This is a genomic window from Providencia rettgeri, from assembly GCF_023205015.1.
Lineage (GTDB): Bacteria > Pseudomonadota > Gammaproteobacteria > Enterobacterales > Enterobacteriaceae > Providencia > Providencia rettgeri_E.
The window spans coordinates 429,463-450,317 of record NZ_CP096258.1 but is presented as its reverse complement, the minus strand read 5'-3'; the positions used below and the strand labels follow the sequence as shown (position 1 = coordinate 450,317).

The window sequence follows — 20,855 nt, the reverse complement described above, 5'->3', positions numbered from 1 at the left end:
TCAAAAAAAACACTATAGCATGCTTGTTTGTCTATTTTCCACACTATCCATACCATAATATAAATTTGATTCAGATCACAGATAGCTTCGAATATTCATTTTCCATATTGCAACGCCTACATTTTCATTGAACAATGTTACCGGTAACATTGATGCTATAGTACTCGAGCAAATAACGATAGACACGATCCAAATCGACTTGCAGTTTGATTCATCTTTTTACTGCGCTATGGAGCAATTATCATGAGCATGACCACCTCTAAAGTGACAAATCCTTCGGTGATCAATAAAGAACTTGATCGCATCACTCAACGTATCATTTCTCGTTCCGTGAAAACTCGAGCCGCTTATCTCAAGAAAATAGAGCAGGCTCGTAGTATGACTGTCCATCGAGCATCATTAGCTTGTGGTAACCTTGCCCATGGTTTTGCAGCCTGTCAAAGTGAAGAAAAACAAATTCTTAAAAGCATGACCCGCTCTGATATTGCTATCATCAATTCCTACAATGATATGCTTTCAGCGCACCGCCCATACGATAAGTATCCAGAACAACTCAAAAAAGCATTATTAGAAGCAGGTTCTATTGGCCAAGTCGCTGCGGGTGTTCCCGCAATGTGCGATGGTGTAACCCAAGGTCAAGATGGGATGGAGTTATCGATGTTAAGTCGAGATGTCATTGCCATGTCAACCGCTATTGGCCTATCCCACAATATGTTTGATGGCGCACTCTATTTAGGCATTTGCGACAAAATTGTTCCTGGTTTAATGCTTGGTGCGCTTTCATTCGGCCACCTTCCTGCAATATTTGTTCCTGCAGGCCCAATGGCTACGGGTTTACCAAATAAAGAAAAAGTGCGCATTCGGCAGCTGTATGCTGAAGGCAAGGTTGATAGACTCGCTTTATTAGAGGCTGAGGCAGCGTCTTACCATGGGATAGGCACCTGTACTTTCTATGGTACGGCTAACTCGAATCAAATGATGATGGAAGTGATGGGGTTGCATCTACCCGGTGCATCATTTGTATCCCCCGATTCACCACTACGAGATGCATTAACAGAAGCCGCCGCACGACAAATTACACGTTTAACTGAGCAGTCAGGTCAGTATTTACCTATTGGTCAATTGGTTGACGAAAAAGTGATTGTTAACGGTATCGTCGCATTACTCGCGACGGGAGGCTCAACTAACTTAACCATGCATCTTGTGGCTATAGCAAGAGCCGCAGGGATCATTATCAATTGGGATGATTTTTCTGATATTTCTGCCATTGTTCCACTTATTTGCCGTATCTATCCTAATGGCCAAGCAGATATCAACCAATTCCAAGCTGCGGGTGGCGTAGCTTTGCTTATCCGCCAGCTATTACAAAAAGGTTTATTGCATAACGATGTCCATACTGTCGCAGGATTTGGACTAACAAATTACACCTTGGAACCTTGGTTAAACAATGGCCAACTTGCATGGCGAGAAGGACCAGAGTCCTCATTCAATCTGGATGTTATTGCTGATATAGACCGCCCTTTCTCTCCTCATGGAGGCACAAAATTACTGTCTGGTAATTTAGGTCGCGCTGTGATGAAAACATCAGCGGTTCCTGAAGAGAATCAGATTATCGAAGCGCCTGCGGTCGTATTTAACAATCAAAATGAGATTGCTACACACTTTGAAGCCGGTGAACTCAATAAAGATTGCATCATCGTTGTTCGCTTCCAAGGGCCATCCGCAAATGGCATGCCAGAACTGCATAAGTTAATGCCGCCACTAGGTGTTCTTATGGATAAAGGCTACAAAGTCGCGCTCGTTACTGATGGTCGCTTATCTGGAGCATCCGGCAAAGTGCCATCCGCAATTCATGTCACGCCTGAGGCTTACAATGGTGGACTGTTAGCAAAAGTAAAAAATGGCGATATTATTAGGGTAAATGCATTGACGGGAGAATTGCAATTACGGGTTGATGAAGAAGAACTCAATAAACGCCAACCCTTTGAGGCTGATTTAACCGCTGAGCGTAGTGGCTGTGGCAGAGAGCTTTTCGGGGCATTAAGAAGACACTTATCAGGTGCCGAAGAAGGCGCTTGTAGCATTGATTTTTAATCTATTTTCATTGAATAGGAATAGAAAATGAATAATTGGAAAATGACCGCTGAAAGCGTATTAAAACAAGGCCCTGTCGTCCCTGTTATTGTTATTAAAAAATTAGAACAAGCGGTTCCTCTTGCAAAAGCATTAGTCAAAGGTGGTGTTAACGTTTTAGAAGTCACGTTACGCACTGAATGTGCTATTAATGCTATTCGTCTTATTGCAAAAGAAGTACCTGAAGCGATTATTGGCGCAGGCACTGTTATCAATGCAAAACAACTTACTGAAGTCACTGAAGCTGGAGCACAGTTTGCAATCAGCCCCGGCTTAACGGATGAGTTGCTCAATGCCGCCACTAAAGGGAATATTCCTTTAATTCCAGGTATTTCAACCGTTTCTGAACTTATGCTTGGTATGCAATATGGCTTAAAAGCGTTTAAATTTTTTCCAGCAGAAGCCAACGGTGGGGTTAAAGCGTTAAAAGCCATTGCCGGCCCTTTCTCACAAGTCAAATTTTGCCCAACGGGTGGAATATCGCTAGCTAATTACCTCAGTTATTTAGAATTAGATAGCGTTCTGTGCATTGGTGGTTCTTGGCTCGTTCCTGAAGATGCACTGAATTCAGGTAATTACGAAAAAATTACCCAACTTGCACAAGAAGCGGTACAAGGCGCAAAAAAATAGCGCCCAAAAAACGGCTCAGTCACTTACTGGGTCGTTTTTAACTCCCTTTAATTAATACTATTGTAATTATGCAACCTCATTGGGTTTCTGACAAAAACGTAATTCTTCACGGTAGGCATAAACATCTTCTACGTGCCCGGCTAAAATCCTATTTTGTAGTTTTTTCCAATAATCCGCTGCAAATAAATCTGCATGATCTTGCTGCAAATAATGACGAATTTTCTCATTTTGGCAAATAAAAGAAGCAAACTCTTCAGGAAAAACATCTTGTTCACCAATGCTATACCATGGCTCACTCGATAACTCTTGCTCAGGGTATAATGGCTCAGGAATTTTACGAAAATTCACCTCTGTCATATAACAGATTTCATCATAATCATAAAAAACAACACGGCCATGACGCGTTACGCCAAAATTTTTAAACAACATATCCCCGGGAAAAATATTTGCGGCCGCTAATTGCTTAATCGCCCAGCCATATTCATTTAATGCATTATGTAATTGTGCGTCAGTAGCATTATCCATATAGATATTCAATGGGATCATCTTTCTTTCCATGTACAGATGACGAATCAATATGTTATCACCTAGATCTTCAATTTGAGATGGAGCCTCTTTCAGTAACTCCGCCATCAATTCATCGCTGATAGAAGATTTGCTAATCACAAAATTTTCAAACTCTTGGGTATCAGCCATCCGGCCAACTCTATCGTGCTCTTTAACCAAACGATAGCATTCTAAAACCCGTTCTCGTGTTACCTGCTTTTGTGGTGCAAATTGGTCTTTAATAATTTTAAAAACACGGTCAAATGAAGGCGATGTAAAGACTAACATCACCATTCCTTTCACACCTGGAGCGACAGTAAATTGCTCTCGTGAAAAATTAATATAGGCGAGATACTCTCTGTAGTACTCTGTTTTTCCATGCTTTTGACAGCCAATTGCCATATATAATTCCGCAATTGACTTGCTCGGTAAAATCTCCCTCAACCAAAAAACCAGAGCTGCTGGAAAAGGGGCATACACCATAAAATAGGACCGAGCAAAACCAAACACAATACTGGCTTCATCAAACTCAGTTAAACAGGTATCGATATAAATGTACTGACCATCATCATGATGAATAGGGAGTAAGAATGGGTAAACCTCATCATTAATATAAATTTTACCAACTAACCAAGCTGCCTTATTACGATAAAATAGCTCATTTGCGATATGTAAGCTGACTTTTTGGTTTTCAATATCGGGAAATCTTGTTTTCAATACATTGATAATGCAATGAATATCGAAATCCAGATTCCGCCACTTTAGCCTGAGAGGTAATCCACTTAACATCGTAAACAATAATCCCTCTAAATTATTATTAACAACATATTCGCGAGATAACGGCCTAGGCGAAATAGAAAAGCGCCTCGCAGGCTGAGACGTAAAAATAAATAGGTTATCTTGTGTCAGCTCTCGATGCTGAAATAGCCGACAATAAACGGAATTAAAAAAGCTTTCTGCTATTTCAAACCTTGGGTAATCTGGTAATAAAGTTTTATAAATATTTTTTATCTGTGCCAGTTTATCGGGTGTTAACGATTGTACTAACCCCATAAACTGTAGCTGAGCGACGACTAAGCCAACATGATGGTCATACAATTGAATTCGTCTTTTCATCGCATGCTGAATAGCATGCCAATCTGCCTGTTCAAACCTTTCTTGTGCACCTGAGGTTATTTCAAGGAAGCGACCATATTGCGCATCAAAACCCTGTAAAATGGTCTGCGCTATTATCTGTTCTGTCGTCAATATCATAACCACTCCTATAAGAATACAGACTCGCATTGAATAAAAAACAGGCACTAAACGTGCCTGAAAAATTAACAGATATAGCTAACCAATAAAGACACCAGAAACACCGATTGAAAGGAAAATAATCTAACTAGAATTGCTCTTCTTCAGTTGAGCCAGTTAAAGCCGTCACTGATGAAGCCCCTCCTTGAATAACGGTTGTCACTTTATCAAAATAGCCTGTTCCTACCTCTTGCTGATGTGAAGAGAAGGTATAGCCTTTATTCATTGCTGCAAACTCACACTCTTGAACTTTTTCAACATAATGTTTCATGCCCTCACCTTGTGCGTAGGAATGAGCCAAATCAAACATGTTGAACCACATGCTGTGAATACCGGCTAACGTAATGAATTGGAAACGATAACCCATCGCTGAAAGTTCGTCTTGGAAGCGGGCGATTGTGCTGTCATCTAAATTCTTTTTCCAATTGAATGATGGAGAACAGTTATAAGCCAATAACTTACCTGGATATTTAGCATGAATAGCCTCAGCGAACTGTCTTGCTGCCTCAAGGTCAGGCTTCGACGTTTCACACCAAACTAGGTCTGCATAAGGTGCATAAGCTAGCCCGCGGCTAATCGCTTGCTCAATTCCTGCTTTGGTACGGAAAAAGCCTTCAGAGGTGCGTTCTCCTGTAACAAATTCTGCATCATAAGCATCGCAGTCAGATGTGAGAAGATCCGCAGCATCCGCATCCGTTCTAGCAACCAAGATAGTTGGTACACCTGAAACATCCGCAGCTAAACGAGCTGCAACCAGTTTTTGAATTGCTTCCTGGGTAGGCACAAGAACTTTCCCCCCCATATGGCCACATTTTTTAACTGCGGCTAATTGGTCTTCAAAATGGACGGCTGCAGCCCCCGCTTCTATCATATTTTTCATTAGTTCGAAGGCATTTAATACGCCACCAAAGCCCGCTTCCGCATCCGCGATAATCGGTAAAAAATAATCAATATACTCTTTATTGTCAGGGCCAATACCATTCGCCCACTGAATTTGGTCTGCACGACGAAATGTATTATTAATTTTCTTAACTACTGATGGCACTGAATCAACAGGGTAAAGTGATTGGTCTGGATACATACTCGATGACGTATTTGCATCCGCAGCAACCTGCCAACCTGATAAATAAATAGCTTCAATACCTGCTTTCGCTTGCTGTAGCGCTTGCCCACCCGTTAAAGCGCCCAGTGCATTTACATAACCTTTCTTTGAACCACCATGTAATTGATCCCAAAAACGCTCTGCGCCTTTGCGTGCTAAAGAGTGTTCAATATTCACAGAACCACGTAATTTCACCACTTCTTCGGCTGTATATGGGCGAGTAATACCTTTCCAACGTGGTTTTTTCCATTCATTTTCTAATTGGGCAATTTGTTCTAAGCGCGATGTTGTCATGATCCACTTCCTTTATAAGAATATGTAGGGTTATCGAATTTTTTCTTTGCTATAGCTAGTCTAATAATTGGTATCCGGGGATAGTTAAGAACTCAATAAGTTCATCCTGTGTTGTAATCCGCCTCATCAGTTCCGCAGCTTCACGAAAACGACCACTTTGAAAACGCTGGTCACCAAGTTCTTTTTGAATAACTTGTAATTCCTCATCCAGCATTTCTTCAAATAAGGTCTTAGTCACTTTCTCACCGGTGGACAGTGTTTTACCGTGACGGATCCACTGCCAAATTGAAGTCCGTGAAATTTCTGCTGTCGCAGCATCTTCCATCAAACCATAGATGGGTACACAACCATTCCCTGAGATCCATGCTTCGATATATTGAACCGCAACACGAATGTTAGCTCGCATGCCTGCTTCTGTTCGCTCACCGGCACAAGGCTCTAATAGCTGGCCAGCCGTGATTTCTTCGTCAAAATCACGGGATACATGTAGCTGGTTTTGCTGATCACCAAGAGCTTGATTAAACACGCTCATAACAGTATCCGCTAAGCCCGGATGTGCAATCCAAGAGCCATCATGCCCATTTTTGGCTTCTAACTCTTTGTCTGCTTTTACTTTCGCTAAAATAATTTCATTTTCTTGAGGATCTTTACTGGGTATAAAAGCAGACATTCCCCCCATCGCAAATGCACCACGACGATGACACGTTTTAATTAATAAGCGCGAATAAGCACTTAAAAATGATTGTGTCATTGTGACAACTTGGCGGTCTGGCAAAACACGATCTGCGTGCTCTTTCAGCGTTTTGATATAACTAAATATGTAGTCCCAACGTCCACAATTCAGCCCCACGATGTGGTGGCGCATGTGGTATAAGATTTCATCCATTTGAAATACTGCGGGTAATGTTTCAATTAGTACGGTTGCTTTAATCGTACCCCGAGGTATCCCCACCAAATCTTCAGCCATACTAAAGACATCGCTCCACCATTTTGCTTCCTCCCAAGATTCAAGTTTTGGGATGTAAAAATAAGGGCCACTTCCTTTTTTTAATAACGCTTCATAGTTATTAAAGAAGTAAATAGCGAAATCAAATAGGCCACCAGGGATCGGCTTCTCTCCTGATAAAACGTGTTTTTCATCTAAATGAAGGCCACGAACACGAGCAATCAAAACAGCAGGATTAGATTTTAATTGGTAGACCTTTCCACTTTCATTGGTATAAGAAATATCACCACGAATCGAATCCCTTAAGTTGACTTGACCATCGATCAATCTTTCCCATGAAGGAGACAGAGAATCCTCAAAGTCCGCCATAAATACTTTTACGTTAGCATTTAAAGCATTAATAACCATTTTACGTTCGACCGGCCCAGTAATTTCGACACGGCGATCTTGCAAATCTGCTGGGATACCTTGAATCTTCCAATTTGATTTTTTTATGGAATCAAATTCCGAAATAAAATCAGGCAAAGAGCCAGCATCGATCTTTTGCTGCCTGAGCACCCTATCTTTTAATAATTTCTCTCTACGAGGAAGAAACTCTTCAACTAATTTAGAAAGAAACACAATAGAATCAATAGATAAAACTTGATTTTCTAGCTGTTCAATATTCTTTGTGAATGTTAATTCCGATATAGGTAGTTGCTGCTCCATCGACCAAACCCTCATTCATCGTTGACTATGAATTAAGCATAAGATCAAAACAAAAATAAATCAAAAACGATTTCCATTTTATTTTAATAAACAAATAAGCCATTGATAATAATGTGCTTTTGAATAATAAATAAATTGACTACCCATTCCTTTGCTTTAAATAAAATGTTAAATAGCCGTTAAATCAACTAATTATAAGAAGCTGTACTTTTGAAATTTTTCGTTGGAAATAAAAAAAGCAGCTAATAAATAGCTGCTTTCAGACTAGCTTTGACACCTGTTTTTACGATATAAGCCTAATTTAAACTGGTACAACCAGCAAAAACACTTATTTTATTGTCATTACTAAATTTATATTTCTTTTTTTAATCTAGTGTTGGTTCCATATTAGTAAGATCAAAAGGTGTGATCTGATACACATAATAATTCAACCAATTTGAAAACAATAAATGCCCATGGCTACGCCAATTCACCATTGGAGGGTTATTGGGATCATCATTTTTGAAATAATTGCATGGGATCTGAGGCGAAATTCCAGCATCTATATCACGCCAATATTCTTGTGCTAGCGTATCTCCATCATATTCGGGATGACCTGTCACAAATGCTAACCGTTTGTCTTTTGACCCAAACAAATAAGCACCTGCCTCCTGTGAGCTTGCTAAAATCTCCAGATCAGTATGCTGACGAATAAGATCTTCAGGAAAATCGGCATAACGAGAGTGAGGCGCATAAAATGACCCATCAAACCCTCTTGTCAGTAAAGCATATGGCTCTAACGTATCATGTTGGTATATACCTGATAGTTTTTCTTCTCTGGTCCATTTAGGTAAGTCATACAACACCTTTAAAGCCGCTTGCACAGCCCAACAAACAAAAAGGGTTGATGTGACATGTTCCTTCGCCCAAGCTATTACCTTTTCTATTTGCTGCCAGTATAGCACGTCATTAAACTCTACCAGTCCTAGTGGAGCACCCGTTACAATTAAGCCATCAAAATTCTGATCCTGTATGTCTTCAAAATCACAATAAAAGGTATTTAAGTGCTCTGTTGGAGTATTTTTTGACTCTCGTTGATCAATTCGTAATAGTTGAATATCAACCTGTAATGGTGTGTTTGACAGTAAACGAAGAAACTGATTTTCAGTTTCTATCTTTTTCGGCATCAAATTGAGTATCAATACTTTCAAGGGACGGATCTCTTGATGACTAGCTCTTGTTGTTGTCATAACAAAAACATTTTCTTCTCTCAAGAAATTAACTGCCGGTAGTTCATCTGGTAAACGAATAGGCATCATTCATCTCCCTCTTCCGTTTATACGTTTAGACTTCTAGAATGCCAAATAATCTAACTAATGTTATTCGTCTTGTCGAGTGTTTCAAGGTTAAATGAAATAATTTCAAGCACTAGAACTTATTACTCATTCTCAACCAGTATATCCGACAATCAACTTATTGATTTCCCATATTTTATATTGAGAGTGACTCATTTTTATTATCTACAAATAATAAGAAGGCTTTTACATAATTTATACTCAATAATTAGCTTTAAAATCCACAATCTCCACTATCTCAATTAGTTAACTCATTCTGTAATACCAGTAAGTTGTTACTCACAACTTTGGTACAAACCCTTATATCGGCTTCAATAATAGATAATCACCAGATAATTATATCCAGTTAATTTTACTGGAATTAACTACGATTAAATCAATAATACGTGAGCTGTTACTCACTACTTTGGTTCCAGACCTTCCATTCACAGTAGTAATAGATAACCACCACACCATATCCAGTTGGTTTTATTAAAATTAAAAATGACTAATTAAATAATAAGTGAGCTGTTACTCACTACTTTAGTTCCAGACCTTCCATTCATGGCGCTAGTAGATAATCACTACCACACCATATTGTAGTGATATAGTTAATTTTATTGCACTCGACTAATTAAGAAACAAGTGAGCTGTTACTCACTACTTTGTATCATGAACTTCCATTTGCGACTGTTATATTCATGATTACGATGGTTATATTCATGACTAATCGCCCTGCGTAGAAGGATTAAATTAAGTGAGCCGTTAAAAGAAAGAAGTGGGAGTTGGGAGTTGGGAGTTGGGAGTTGGGAGTTGGGAGTTGGGATATTAAGGAACTTCACTTCTAACATCAACAATTAGTTCGTTACCCCTAAACGCAAAAAAGCCACCCAATGGGTGGCTTCTTCACTAATTTAATGTCTGGCAGTTCCCTACTCTCACATGGGGAGACCCCACACTACCATCGGCGCTACGGCGTTTCACTGCTGAGTTCGGCATGGGGTCAGGTGGGACCACCGCGCTATTGCCGCCAGACAAATTCTGTTTGTTCCCGTTTAATGTCACTTTTATGCACTAAACCAAAACATCAATCTCAAACAAGCTGTGTGTCCTTCACCTCTCGGCTTCTCACTCGCTATCAAAAACAACCCAATCTCTCTAAAACACCTTCGGTGTTGTCAGGTTAAGCCTCACGGTTCATTAGTATTGGTTAGCTCAACATATCGCTATGCTTACACACCCAACCTATCAACGTCTTAGTCTTAAACGTTCCTTTAGGACCCTTAAAGGGTCAGGGAAGACTCATCTCAAGGCAAGTTTCCCGCTTAGATGCTTTCAGCGGTTATCTCTTCCGCACTTAGCTACCGGGCAATGCCATTGGCATGACAACCCGAACACCAGTGGTGCGTCCACTCCGGTCCTCTCGTACTAGGAGCAGCCCCTTTCAATCTTCCAACGCCCACGGCAGATAGGGACCGAACTGTCTCACGACGTTCTAAACCCAGCTCGCGTACCACTTTAAACGGCGAACAGCCGTACCCTTGGGACCTACTTCAGCCCCAGGATGTGATGAGCCGACATCGAGGTGCCAAACACCGCCGTCGATATGAACTCTTGGGCGGTATCAGCCTGTTATCCCCGGAGTACCTTTTATCCGTTGAGCGATGGCCCTTCCATTCAGAACCACCGGATCACTAAGACCTACTTTCGTACCTGCTCGAGCCGTCACTCTCGCAGTCAAGCTGGCTTATGCCTTTGCACTAACCGCATGATGTCCGACCATGCTTAGCCAACCTTCGTGCTCCTCCGTTACTCTTTGGGAGGAGACCGCCCCAGTCAAACTACCCACCAGACACTGTCCGCACCCCGGATAACGGGGCAACGTTAGAACATCAAACATTAAAGGGTGGTATTTCAAGGTTGGCTCCACGCAGACTGGCGTCCACGCTTCGAAGCCTCCCACCTATCCTACACATCAAGGCTCAATGTTCAGTGTCAAGCTATAGTAAAGGTTCACGGGGTCTTTCCGTCTTGCCGCGGGTACACTGCATCTTCACAGCGAGTTCAATTTCACTGAGTCTCGGGTGGAGACAGCCTGGCCATCATTACGCCATTCGTGCAGGTCGGAACTTACCCGACAAGGAATTTCGCTACCTTAGGACCGTTATAGTTACGGCCGCCGTTTACTGGGGCTTCGATCAAGAGCTTCTCCTTACGGATAACCCCATCAATTAACCTTCCAGCACCGGGCAGGCGTCACACCGTATACGTCCACTTTCGTGTTTGCACAGTGCTGTGTTTTTAATAAACAGTTGCAGCCAGCTGGTATCTGCGACTGGCTTCAGCTCCATCCGCGAGGGACTTCACCTAGCGCCAGCGTGCCTTCTCCCGAAGTTACGGCACCATTTTGCCTAGTTCCTTCACCCGAGTTCTCTCAAGCGCCTGAGTATTCTCTACCTGACCACCTGTGTCGGTTTGGGGTACGATTAATGATAATCTAGAGCTTAGAGGCTTTTCCTGGAAGCGGGGCATGAGCTACTTCATCACCGTAGTGACTCGTCATCGAACCTCAGCATGTAGTGAACCGGATTTGCCTAATTCACCTGCCTACATTCTTAAACCGGGACAACCGTCGCCCGGATAGCCTAGCCTTCTCCGTCCCCCCATCGCAATTATCACCAGTACGGGAATATTAACCCGTTTCCCATCGACTACGCATTTCTGCCTCGCCTTAGGGGTCGACTCACCCTGCCCCGATTAACGTTGGACAGGAACCCTTGGTCTTCCGGCGTGCGGGTTTTTCACCCGCATTATCGTTACTTATGTCAGCATTCGCACTTCTGATACCTCCAGCATACCTCACAGTACACCTTCACAGGCTTACAGAACGCTCCCCTACCCAACAATATTTACATATCGCTGCCGCAGCTTCGGTGCATAGTTTAGCCCCGTTACATCTTCCGCGCAGGCCGACTCGACCAGTGAGCTATTACGCTTTCTTTAAATGATGGCTGCTTCTAAGCCAACATCCTGGCTGTCTGAGCCTTCCCACTTCGTTTCCCACTTAACTATGACTTTGGGACCTTAGCTGGCGGTCTGGGTTGTTTCCCTCTTCACGACGAACGTTAGCACCCGCCGTGTGTCTCCCGTGATAACATTCTTCGGTATTCGTAGTTTGCATCGAGTTGGTAAGTCGGGATGACCCCCTAGTCGAAACAGTGCTCTACCCCCGAAGATGAGTTCACGAGGCGCTACCTAAATAGCTTTCGGGGAGAACCAGCTATCTCCCGGTTTGATTGGCCTTTCACCCCCAGCCACAAGTCATCCGCTAATTTTTCAACATTAGTCGGTTCGGTCCTCCAGTTAGTGTTACCCAACCTTCAACCTGCCCATGGCTAGATCACCGGGTTTCGGGTCTATACCCTGCAACTCATTCGCCCAGTTAAGACTCGGTTTCCCTACGGCTCCCCTATACGGTTAACCTTGCTACAGAATATAAGTCGCTGACCCATTATACAAAAGGTACGCAGTCACCCTGATAAATCAAGGCTCCCACTGCTTGTACGTACACGGTTTCAGGTTCTATTTCACTCCCCTCGCCGGGGTTCTTTTCGCCTTTCCCTCACGGTACTGGTTCACTATCGGTCAATCAGGAGTATTTAGCCTTGGAGGATGGTCCCCCCATATTCAGACAGGATAACACGTGTCCCGCCCTACTCGTCGAGTTCACAACACTAACACCTTCGGATACGGGGCTATCACCCTTTACTGCCGGACTTTCCAGACCGTTCTCCTGATGCTAATGCTGATTAAGACTCTGGGCTGCTCCCCGTTCGCTCGCCGCTACTAGGGGAATCTCGGTTGATTTCTTTTCCTCGGGGTACTGAGATGTTTCAGTTCCCCCGGTTCGCTTCGTTTGACTATGTATTCATCAAACGATAGTGCAACGAATTGCACTGGGTTTCCCCATTCGGAAATCGTCGGTTGTAACGGTTCATATCACCTTACCGACGCTTATCGCAGATTAGCACGTCCTTCATCGCCTCTGATTGCCTAGGCATCCACCGTGTACGCTTAGTCGCTTAACCTCACAACCCGAAGGCGTCTTCTTACAACGAGTGACTGTGCTTCATGATTTCGGCGTTAGTCCGTGCGCGCAATGCTCACGTACTTAAAGTACGCTGCGCTTGCTGTGCGCGGGCTGCCTTGAACTCATTTCGCTCGTCGACTCGATAGTTCAAAGTACACTATTCAAGTTGAGATTTTTGAGAGACTCTCACATTGTTTAAGCGATAAACAATGTGCGTTGTTTTCAATTTTCAGCTTGTTCCAGATTGTTAAAGAGCATAATTGTTAAACCAACTATTAAAATAATTGGCTTAATCATTATTGGGGACATCGTCTTTCACTCGATATCGGCGCAATTGGCGTCCCCTAGGGGATTCGAACCCCTGTTACCGCCGTGAAAGGGCGGTGTCCTAGGCCTCTAGACGAAGGGGACACAAGATATTGCACTTACTGCGCGGTATCTCATGTAAGCCCTATTCTTTCGAATAAGTCTCCCACGTATAGCCTATTGCTCTACTTTCTATCAGACAATCTGTGTGAGCACTTCACAAAAACACTTCAATGGTAAGGAGGTGATCCAACCGCAGGTTCCCCTACGGTTACCTTGTTACGACTTCACCCCAGTCATGAATCACAAAGTGGTAAGCGCCCTCCCGAAGGTTAAGCTACCTACTTCTTTTGCAACCCACTCCCATGGTGTGACGGGCGGTGTGTACAAGGCCCGGGAACGTATTCACCGTAGCATTCTGATCTACGATTACTAGCGATTCCGACTTCATGGAGTCGAGTTGCAGACTCCAATCCGGACTACGACGTACTTTATGAGTTCCGCTTGCTCTCGCGAGGTCGCTTCTCTTTGTATACGCCATTGTAGCACGTGTGTAGCCCTACTCGTAAGGGCCATGATGACTTGACGTCATCCCCACCTTCCTCCGGTTTATCACCGGCAGTCTCCTTTGAGTTCCCGACCGAATCGCTGGCAACAAAGGATAAGGGTTGCGCTCGTTGCGGGACTTAACCCAACATTTCACAACACGAGCTGACGACAGCCATGCAGCACCTGTCTCAGAGTTCCCGAAGGCACCAAAGCATCTCTGCTAAGTTCTCTGGATGTCAAGAGTAGGTAAGGTTCTTCGCGTTGCATCGAATTAAACCACATGCTCCACCGCTTGTGCGGGCCCCCGTCAATTCATTTGAGTTTTAACCTTGCGGCCGTACTCCCCAGGCGGTCGATTTAACGCGTTAGCTCCGAAAGCCACTCCTCAAGGGAACAACCTTCAAATCGACATCGTTTACAGCGTGGACTACCAGGGTATCTAATCCTGTTTGCTCCCCACGCTTTCGCACCTGAGCGTCAGTCTTTGTCCAGGGGGCCGCCTTCGCCACCGGTATTCCTCCACATCTCTACGCATTTCACCGCTACACATGGAATTCTACCCCCCTCTACAAGACTCTAGCTGACCAGTCTTAGATGCCATTCCCAGGTTAAGCCCGGGGATTTCACATCTAACTTAATCAACCGCCTGCGTGCGCTTTACGCCCAGTAATTCCGATTAACGCTTGCACCCTCCGTATTACCGCGGCTGCTGGCACGGAGTTAGCCGGTGCTTCTTCTGTCGGTAACGTCAATCGTTGTTGATATTAGCAACAACGCCTTCCTCCCGACTGAAAGTACTTTACAACCCTAGGGCCTTCTTCATACACGCGGCATGGCTGCATCAGGCTTGCGCCCATTGTGCAATATTCCCCACTGCTGCCTCCCGTAGGAGTCTGGGCCGTGTCTCAGTCCCAGTGTGGCTGATCATCCTCTCAGACCAGCTAGGGATCGTCGCCTAGGTGAGCCATTACCCCACCTACTAGCTAATCCCATATGGGTTCATCCGATAGCGCAAGGACCGAAGTTCCCCTGCTTTGCTCCTAAGAGATTATGCGGTATTAGCCACCGTTTCCAGTGGTTATCCCCCTCTATCGGGCAGATCCCCATACATTACTCACCCGTCCGCCGCTCGTCAGCGGGAAGCAAGCTTCCCCTGTTACCGCTCGACTTGCATGTGTTAGGCCTGCCGCCAGCGTTCAATCTGAGCCATGATCAAACTCTTCAATTAAAAGTGTTTGATGCTCAAAGAATGTCTTACTGACCGTAACGTTCTTTTGTTCGGCTAACTTTGTCGGCTTCGCATCGCTTCCCCTCGCCGTACCTAAGTACTGCCTCGGGTTATCTCTGCTTGCCTTCGCGTTATCCTTCCAAAATAAGCGTTACTACCTTATTTCATATATATGAATTAACGTGTTAGTCACTCTTCAAGACTTAAAATCAAATATTTTTTTGATAGTGTCCTGTGAGTGCCCACACAGATTGTCTGATAAATTGTTAAAGAGCGTTGCGACTAATCTTTCGATTTTCGACTTCGAGGTCGTTGTCGCGAGGAGGCGTATATTACGTTTTCCTCCGTGAGAGTCAAGCAATTTTTTGCTTTTTCTTTTCAGAATCTCTCGCTGCCGTTTCAGTGTTCATCGCGCTTTGCGTTGTCTTGTTCCCGGTCAGTGGATGCGCATTATAGGGAGTCAGAAAAATCTGGCAACCCCTTTTTTGCATTATTTTGTTCAACTGCTGCATTCCACAGCAAAACCCCCACTTATACCGACTTATACACCAAGTTATCCACAACATGAAAATAATTTAAAAATTACCGCGCATTACGCAAACGTTTGCGTTACAATTGGCTCGAAATTTCAGCATTGATTTTGTTTTTATGTTCTGAAATTGTTAGTGACTTATATATTGTTATAGGGAAAGCGGGCTAATTCCGCTTGGCTTTCATCAATAGATATAATAGGTATATAAGAAAAGCTCTTTGAGTTTTTACTGACTGATATTCGTTATTGCCTTATTTATTCAAATCCAAGGGATCTATCTCATGCAACTGCTTCGTCCTATTCGTCGTGCCCTGCTTAGTGTGTCTGATAAAACAGGGGTTGTTGAATTCGCTAAGGCGTTATCTCAACGTGGTGTTGAGCTTCTATCTACTGGCGGTACTGCAAAGTTACTCGCTGAGTCAGGATTAAACGTAACTGAAGTTTCAGATTACACAGGGTTTCCTGAAATGATGGATGGCCGAGTGAAAACATTGCACCCAAAAGTGCATGGCGGAATTTTAGGGCGTCGCGGTACAGATGATGCCATCATGCAACAACATGACATCGCGCCTATCGATATGGTCGTTGTTAATCTATACCCATTTGCCCAAACCGTGGCAAAACCAAATTGCACCCTTGAAGATGCTGTAGAGAATATTGATATTGGCGGCCCGACCATGGTGCGCTCCGCGGCTAAAAATCATAAAGATGTCGCAATTGTGGTAAATAGTAATGACTATCAAACCATCATTGATGAGATGGATAACCACGAGAACTCACTAAATTGGTCGACTCGGTTTGACCTCGCAATTAAAGCTTTTGAACACACTGCAGCTTATGACAGCATGATTGCGAATTACTTTGGTGAATTAGTTGCCCCTTATTACGGTGATACGACTCAGCCTTCCGGCCGCTTCCCTCGCACTTTGAATTTAAACTTTATAAAAAAACAAGATATGCGTTATGGAGAAAACAGCCATCAAGATGCGGCTTTCTATATAGAAGAAAATCCAAAAGAAGCGTCTATTGCAACTGCGCAGCAGATCCAAGGTAAAGCCCTGTCTTATAATAATATCGCTGATACTGATGCAGCTCTTGAATGTGTTAAATCATTCAAAGAACCTGCTTGTGTAATTGTCAAACATGCAAACCCTTGTGGTGTTGCTATCGGAGATTCTATTCATACAGCTTATGATAATGCATTCAAAACTGACCCAACTTCGGCTTTTGGTGGCATTATTGCTTTTAACCGTCAATTAGATAAAGAAACCGCTCAAGCGATTATTGAACGTCAGTTTGTGGAAGTCATTATTGCGCCTTCTGTTGCTAAAGATGCATTGCCTATTCTTGAAACTAAACAAAACGTCCGCGTACTTGAATGTGGCGAATGGAGCAAACCCGTTGCAGGTTTAGACTTTAAACGCGTAAATGGCGGTTTATTAGTGCAAGACCGTGACTTAGGAATGGTTGAAAAAGAAGAACTTCGCGTTGTAACTAAGCGCCAACCCACTGAACGCGAGCTAAAAGATGCGTTATTCTGTTGGAAAGTCGCGAAATTTGTAAAATCCAATGCAATCGTTTATGCCAAAAATGATATGACTATCGGTATTGGCGCAGGGCAAATGAGCCGTGTGTATTCTGCAAAAATCGCAGGTATTAAAGCCGCAGATGAAGGTCTAGAAGTCGCTGGCTGTGCGATGGCCTCAGATGCCTTTTTCCCATTCCGTGATGGTATTGATGCCGCGGCAGCTGTTGGCGTAACTTGTGTTATCCAACCTGGCGGTTCTATTCGCGATGATGAAGTGATTGCAGCCGCAAATGAACATGGTATTGCCATGCTTTTCACTAATATGCGTCATTTCCGTCACTAATTATTAGGAGCCTAGTCATGAATATTTTAATTATTGGTGGTGGTGGTCGTGAACATGCATTGGCATGGAAAGCTGCGCAATCACCTTTAGCGGAAAAAGTCTATGTTGCCCCAGGTAATGCAGGAACAGCATTAGAACCTACACTCGAAAACGTGAATATTTCGGCAACAGATATTGATGGGCTGCTCCAATTCGCTAAAGAAAAACAAATTGATTTAACGATTGTCGGCCCTGAAGCACCATTAGTTATTGGTGTTGTAGATGCATTTAAAGCCGCTGGTTTAACTATTTTTGGCCCAACCCAAGGTGCTGCACAGCTTGAGGGTTCAAAAGCATTTACCAAAGATTTTTTAGCTCGTCACAATATTCCAACTGCCGCTTATGAAAATTTTACTGAAATAGAGCCCGCTTTGGCTTACTTAGATAAAGTCGGTGCGCCTATTGTAATTAAGGCTGACGGCCTTGCCGCGGGGAAAGGCGTTATCGTTGCCATGACCCTACAAGAAGCAAAAGAAGCTGTTCACGATATGTTAGCGGGAAATGCCTTTGGTGATGCAGGGCATCGTATTGTTATCGAAGAGTTTCTTGATGGTGAAGAAGCGAGTTTCATCGTTATGGTAGATGGTGAAAATGTCATTCCAATGGCAACTAGCCAAGATCATAAACGTGTCGGTGATGGTGATACAGGTTTAAATACAGGTGGAATGGGCGCTTACTCCCCAGCTCCTGTTGTCACAGATGAAATACACCAACGCGTGATGGAACAAGTTATTTATCCAACGGTTAAAGGTATGGATCAGGAAGGAAACCGCTATCAAGGCTTCTTATACGCTGGATTAATGATTGATAAAGCAGGTAACCCAAAAGTTATCGAATTCAACTGCCGTTTTGGCGACCCTGAAACTCAACCTATTATGATGCGTTTGCAATCGGACTTAGTCGCTTTATGTTTAGCGGGGGCAAAAGGTGAGCTGGCAGGTAAAGATTCATTATGGGATGAGCGCCCTGCTTTAGGGGTAGTAATTGCTGCAGGTGGTTACCCAGGCGACTACCACAATGGCGATATAATTTCGGGTTTACCAACTACTGAAGCGGCTGATAGTAAAGTTTTCCATGCGGGTACTCGCATGAAAGATGGAGAAGTCGTGACTGCCGGTGGTCGCGTCCTATGCGTAACAGCATTAGGTAATGATATCGCTAAAGCCCAAGCAAAAGCTTATGAAGTGGCAAAAACCATTCACTGGAATAATAGCTTCTACCGCAACGATATCGGCTACCGTGCTATCGCTCGTATAAAATAATACAAAGTACTAAACCATTCCCTGAGCTGATAAGAGGAAACTTTTATCAGCTTTTTTATTTTCTATTTTTTGAATTTGTTTTTGCCTTTGACCATTCACACAGACAATGGCTCTAAGTATTTCGAATCACAGCAAAGCTCCAAGAGAGAGAATCTCTAGGAGCATACATAAGTATGTGACTAGAGTGAGCGAACGTAGCAATATAGCTGTGATTCGAAAGACGACGAGCGATTATTTATAAGCTATCTTTAGAAGGTTGCCAGCGGCAAAAATCGGTATCAGCTACCATCAAAAGCTGATTTCCCTCTGAAGACTCCAACCACGCTAAATTTAACTGCGAATGCCACACTTTCGCACGGCTCTGTAACCAATTTTCAGCATAGGGCTCGAAGGTTATTTCTCGCACATCACCTTCACAGGTGGTCACTTTACCTTGTTGCCAGCGACCTTGATAGAGTTTGACGCCACCAACAATAAGCGCAGTGTTTGTCTCAAGTACTCGTTCAGCTTCAAAGCGCCAACGCGTGATGTCATCTGTTGAAAGCGATGTTTTATGGCCATCTTGGGCGCGCTGCATAAAAACAACGTCATTGTTTTTATCGAAGCGTAATTGTTCGGTGATATCACCATTTTTTTGGTTCAAGATTTGGCTGCGAATTTGCCAGAGTTTACCGGAGCGGTATTCGAAGAAATTAACGGAAGTGTCTGTGCCTTTATAGGGGCTATAAACCACCATTAAGACGAGTGGTTGGCTTTGTGCATTATTCAGCCGCCACATACGAATGACGCCATCATCAGCAATAAAACCACTTGCACTAAACTCAGGCAGCTTTGGTGCATTAGAAGAACAGGCGCTTAGCATTGAGATGACTCCCAATACCAGCAACCCTTTTTGAATAAACAAAAGGGGGAGTTTTTTACCCCCTCTGGTAATTCGTCTGTACAATGTTCTTATTTTACAGCTTCTTTCAGTGCTTTACCGGCAGAGAAAGCAGGTACTGTTGTAGCAGGAATTTGGATTTCTGCTTTAGTTTGTGGGTTACGACCAGTACGTGCAGCACGATGGCTAACTTTAAAAGTACCGAAACCGACCAGTTGGACTTGCTCGCCTTTTTTCAGCGTTTCAGAAATAGCATTCAGAGTAGATTCTAATGCTGCTTTTGCCTGAACTTTGGTCAGGTCCGCTGATTCTGCGATAGCATCAACTAATTCAGTCTTATTCATAAATTATCCTTACACAGTGTGTTTATCGTTTGCAAAGCATCGAGTGCGTCGGATATGCCAAATTGACAGCCCCTGATACACGCCCCCGATAGCCACTTCTTCTCGCCCCTAAATGTAGACCAGAGTAGGGGCAAATGTGAAGTCTTAGTACTCAGCATTACTGCGTCAAGTCACGTTTTCGATAATGAAAATGCAAAAATCAGCTTAAAGTAATACCTATGTTGCTCACCCCCGCTTCGCGGAGGTCAGATTTTAATCCTTTAATTAACTCTAAGTCGCGCTCTTCACAAGCTGCCAGTAAACGGAAAATGTCCCACTGGATATCCCACTCTTCTTCAACGGCCGGGATTTCTTTGAGTTCTTCTTCTGTCATTTCCCGCCCTGCTTGAGTCATTTCGAGCATGGCAACTGTACGAATGGATGCTTCGCTAACCAATATTGCGTGTTCGAGGGTTTCACCACTCAATTTCGAATGAATAATTTCACCCAATGCAATACAGGCATCAATAGCTGGATACACACCATACATATCGAAATCATCCGCTGATGGGATAATTTCTTCTAATTTTTCTAACTGACTGTCGAAATTGACTTTGCTATCTTTAATGACCAAAGTTTCCCAAACTAAATCAAGGATGGAACGATAAACTTTTGCATCGGCAAATTCAGTTTGCAGACAAAACATCTGAAAGTTGGGATACATTCTTTCACATAAGCTTGCCATGAAAGTCGTGTGTTGCCAGCTTTCTAATTTTTCCAACCTCAAATGAATGGGATTTCTTAACATAA

The 20,855-nt window shown here is 43.4% G+C and carries 11 protein-coding genes, 1 tRNA gene and 3 rRNA genes; 4 read left to right on the top strand and 11 right to left on the bottom strand.

Annotation, left to right across the window (positions count from 1 at the left end; all coding sequences use genetic code 11):
* Positions 1-249: 249 nt before the first annotated feature.
* The gene (gene edd / locus M0M83_RS01975; protein ID WP_423811135.1) at positions 250-2,094 is read left to right on the top strand and encodes a phosphogluconate dehydratase; all 1,845 of its coding nucleotides are present in this window, start codon (positions 250-252) and stop codon (positions 2,092-2,094) included.
* Positions 2,095-2,121: 27 nt separating this feature from the next.
* Complete coding sequence (locus tag M0M83_RS01970; RefSeq protein WP_248467480.1) at positions 2,122-2,763, top strand: bifunctional 4-hydroxy-2-oxoglutarate aldolase/2-dehydro-3-deoxy-phosphogluconate aldolase; 642 nt, start codon at positions 2,122-2,124, stop codon at positions 2,761-2,763.
* Between the two features lie 66 nt (positions 2,764-2,829).
* On the opposite strand, the gene aceK is transcribed toward M0M83_RS01970, so the two are convergent.
* From aceK to M0M83_RS01930, 8 genes are all read right to left on the bottom strand, one after another.
* Positions 2,830-4,563: a bifunctional isocitrate dehydrogenase kinase/phosphatase gene (aceK, locus tag M0M83_RS01965; RefSeq protein ID WP_248467478.1), complete on the bottom strand. Its 1,734-nt coding sequence runs from the start codon at positions 4,561-4,563 to the stop codon at positions 2,830-2,832.
* A 127-nt stretch (positions 4,564-4,690) separates the two neighbouring features.
* Positions 4,691-5,998, bottom strand: coding sequence for an isocitrate lyase (gene aceA, locus M0M83_RS01960; RefSeq protein WP_213914515.1), 1,308 nt, complete (start codon positions 5,996-5,998; stop codon positions 4,691-4,693).
* Between the two features lie 55 nt (positions 5,999-6,053).
* Positions 6,054-7,652, bottom strand: a complete 1,599-nt coding sequence (gene aceB / locus M0M83_RS01955) for a malate synthase A (RefSeq protein WP_248467476.1) — start codon at positions 7,650-7,652, stop codon at positions 6,054-6,056.
* Positions 7,653-8,017: 365 nt separating this feature from the next.
* Positions 8,018-8,947, bottom strand: coding sequence for a homoserine O-acetyltransferase MetA (gene metA / locus M0M83_RS01950; protein ID WP_125894990.1), 930 nt, complete (start codon positions 8,945-8,947; stop codon positions 8,018-8,020).
* A 937-nt stretch (positions 8,948-9,884) separates the two neighbouring features.
* Positions 9,885-10,000 (bottom strand): 5S ribosomal RNA (gene rrf / locus M0M83_RS01945).
* A gap of 144 nt (positions 10,001-10,144) precedes the next feature.
* Positions 10,145-13,053: ribosomal RNA gene (locus M0M83_RS01940) — 23S ribosomal RNA — on the bottom strand.
* Positions 13,054-13,390: 337 nt separating this feature from the next.
* Positions 13,391-13,466: transfer RNA gene (locus M0M83_RS01935), tRNA-Glu, on the bottom strand.
* Between the two features lie 132 nt (positions 13,467-13,598).
* A 16S ribosomal RNA gene (locus M0M83_RS01930) occupies positions 13,599-15,138 on the bottom strand.
* The 16S, 23S and 5S rRNA genes sit together here with 1 tRNA gene alongside, the layout of an rRNA operon.
* 813 nt (positions 15,139-15,951) lie before the next feature.
* Between M0M83_RS01930 and purH the strand changes: the two genes are divergently transcribed.
* Together purH and purD are read left to right on the top strand one after the other, a co-directional pair.
* Complete coding sequence (gene purH / locus M0M83_RS01925) at positions 15,952-17,541, top strand: bifunctional phosphoribosylaminoimidazolecarboxamide formyltransferase/IMP cyclohydrolase (RefSeq protein ID WP_248467475.1); 1,590 nt, start codon at positions 15,952-15,954, stop codon at positions 17,539-17,541.
* Between the two features lie 17 nt (positions 17,542-17,558).
* Positions 17,559-18,842 (top strand): phosphoribosylamine--glycine ligase, encoded by a 1,284-nt coding sequence (purD, locus tag M0M83_RS01920; protein WP_248467472.1) that lies wholly within the window; start codon positions 17,559-17,561, stop codon positions 18,840-18,842.
* 235 nt (positions 18,843-19,077) lie between these two features.
* On the opposite strand, the gene M0M83_RS01915 is transcribed toward purD, so the two are convergent.
* The 3 genes from M0M83_RS01915 to M0M83_RS01905 all read right to left on the bottom strand — a co-directional run bounded on the left by M0M83_RS01915 (position 19,078) and on the right by M0M83_RS01905 (position 20,853).
* Positions 19,078-19,704, bottom strand: coding sequence for a DUF1481 domain-containing protein (locus M0M83_RS01915; protein ID WP_125895125.1), 627 nt, complete (start codon positions 19,702-19,704; stop codon positions 19,078-19,080).
* 89 nt (positions 19,705-19,793) lie between these two features.
* Positions 19,794-20,066, bottom strand: coding sequence for an HU family DNA-binding protein (locus tag M0M83_RS01910; RefSeq protein WP_004264522.1), 273 nt, complete (start codon positions 20,064-20,066; stop codon positions 19,794-19,796).
* Positions 20,067-20,265: 199 nt separating this feature from the next.
* Positions 20,266-20,853, bottom strand: coding sequence for a YjaG family protein (locus M0M83_RS01905; protein ID WP_102140164.1), 588 nt, complete (start codon positions 20,851-20,853; stop codon positions 20,266-20,268).
* Between the last annotated feature and the right edge of the window lie 2 nt (positions 20,854-20,855).

Coding starts and splice junctions, on each gene's coding strand:
- edd (WP_423811135.1), top strand. CDS start 250: ATGACCACCTCTAAAGTGACAAATCCTTCGGTGATCAATAAAGAACTT.
- M0M83_RS01970 (WP_248467480.1), top strand. CDS start 2,122: ATGAATAATTGGAAAATGACCGCTGAAAGCGTATTAAAACAAGGCCCT.
- aceK (WP_248467478.1), bottom strand. CDS start 4,563: ATGATATTGACGACAGAACAGATAATAGCGCAGACCATTTTACAGGGT.
- aceA (WP_213914515.1), bottom strand. CDS start 5,998: ATGACAACATCGCGCTTAGAACAAATTGCCCAATTAGAAAATGAATGG.
- aceB (WP_248467476.1), bottom strand. CDS start 7,652: ATGGAGCAGCAACTACCTATATCGGAATTAACATTCACAAAGAATATT.
- metA (WP_125894990.1), bottom strand. CDS start 8,947: ATGCCTATTCGTTTACCAGATGAACTACCGGCAGTTAATTTCTTGAGA.
- purH (WP_248467475.1), top strand. CDS start 15,952: ATGCAACTGCTTCGTCCTATTCGTCGTGCCCTGCTTAGTGTGTCTGAT.
- purD (WP_248467472.1), top strand. CDS start 17,559: ATGAATATTTTAATTATTGGTGGTGGTGGTCGTGAACATGCATTGGCA.
- M0M83_RS01915 (WP_125895125.1), bottom strand. CDS start 19,704: ATGCTAAGCGCCTGTTCTTCTAATGCACCAAAGCTGCCTGAGTTTAGT.
- M0M83_RS01910 (WP_004264522.1), bottom strand. CDS start 20,066: ATGAATAAGACTGAATTAGTTGATGCTATCGCAGAATCAGCGGACCTG.
- M0M83_RS01905 (WP_102140164.1), bottom strand. CDS start 20,853: ATGTTAAGAAATCCCATTCATTTGAGGTTGGAAAAATTAGAAAGCTGG.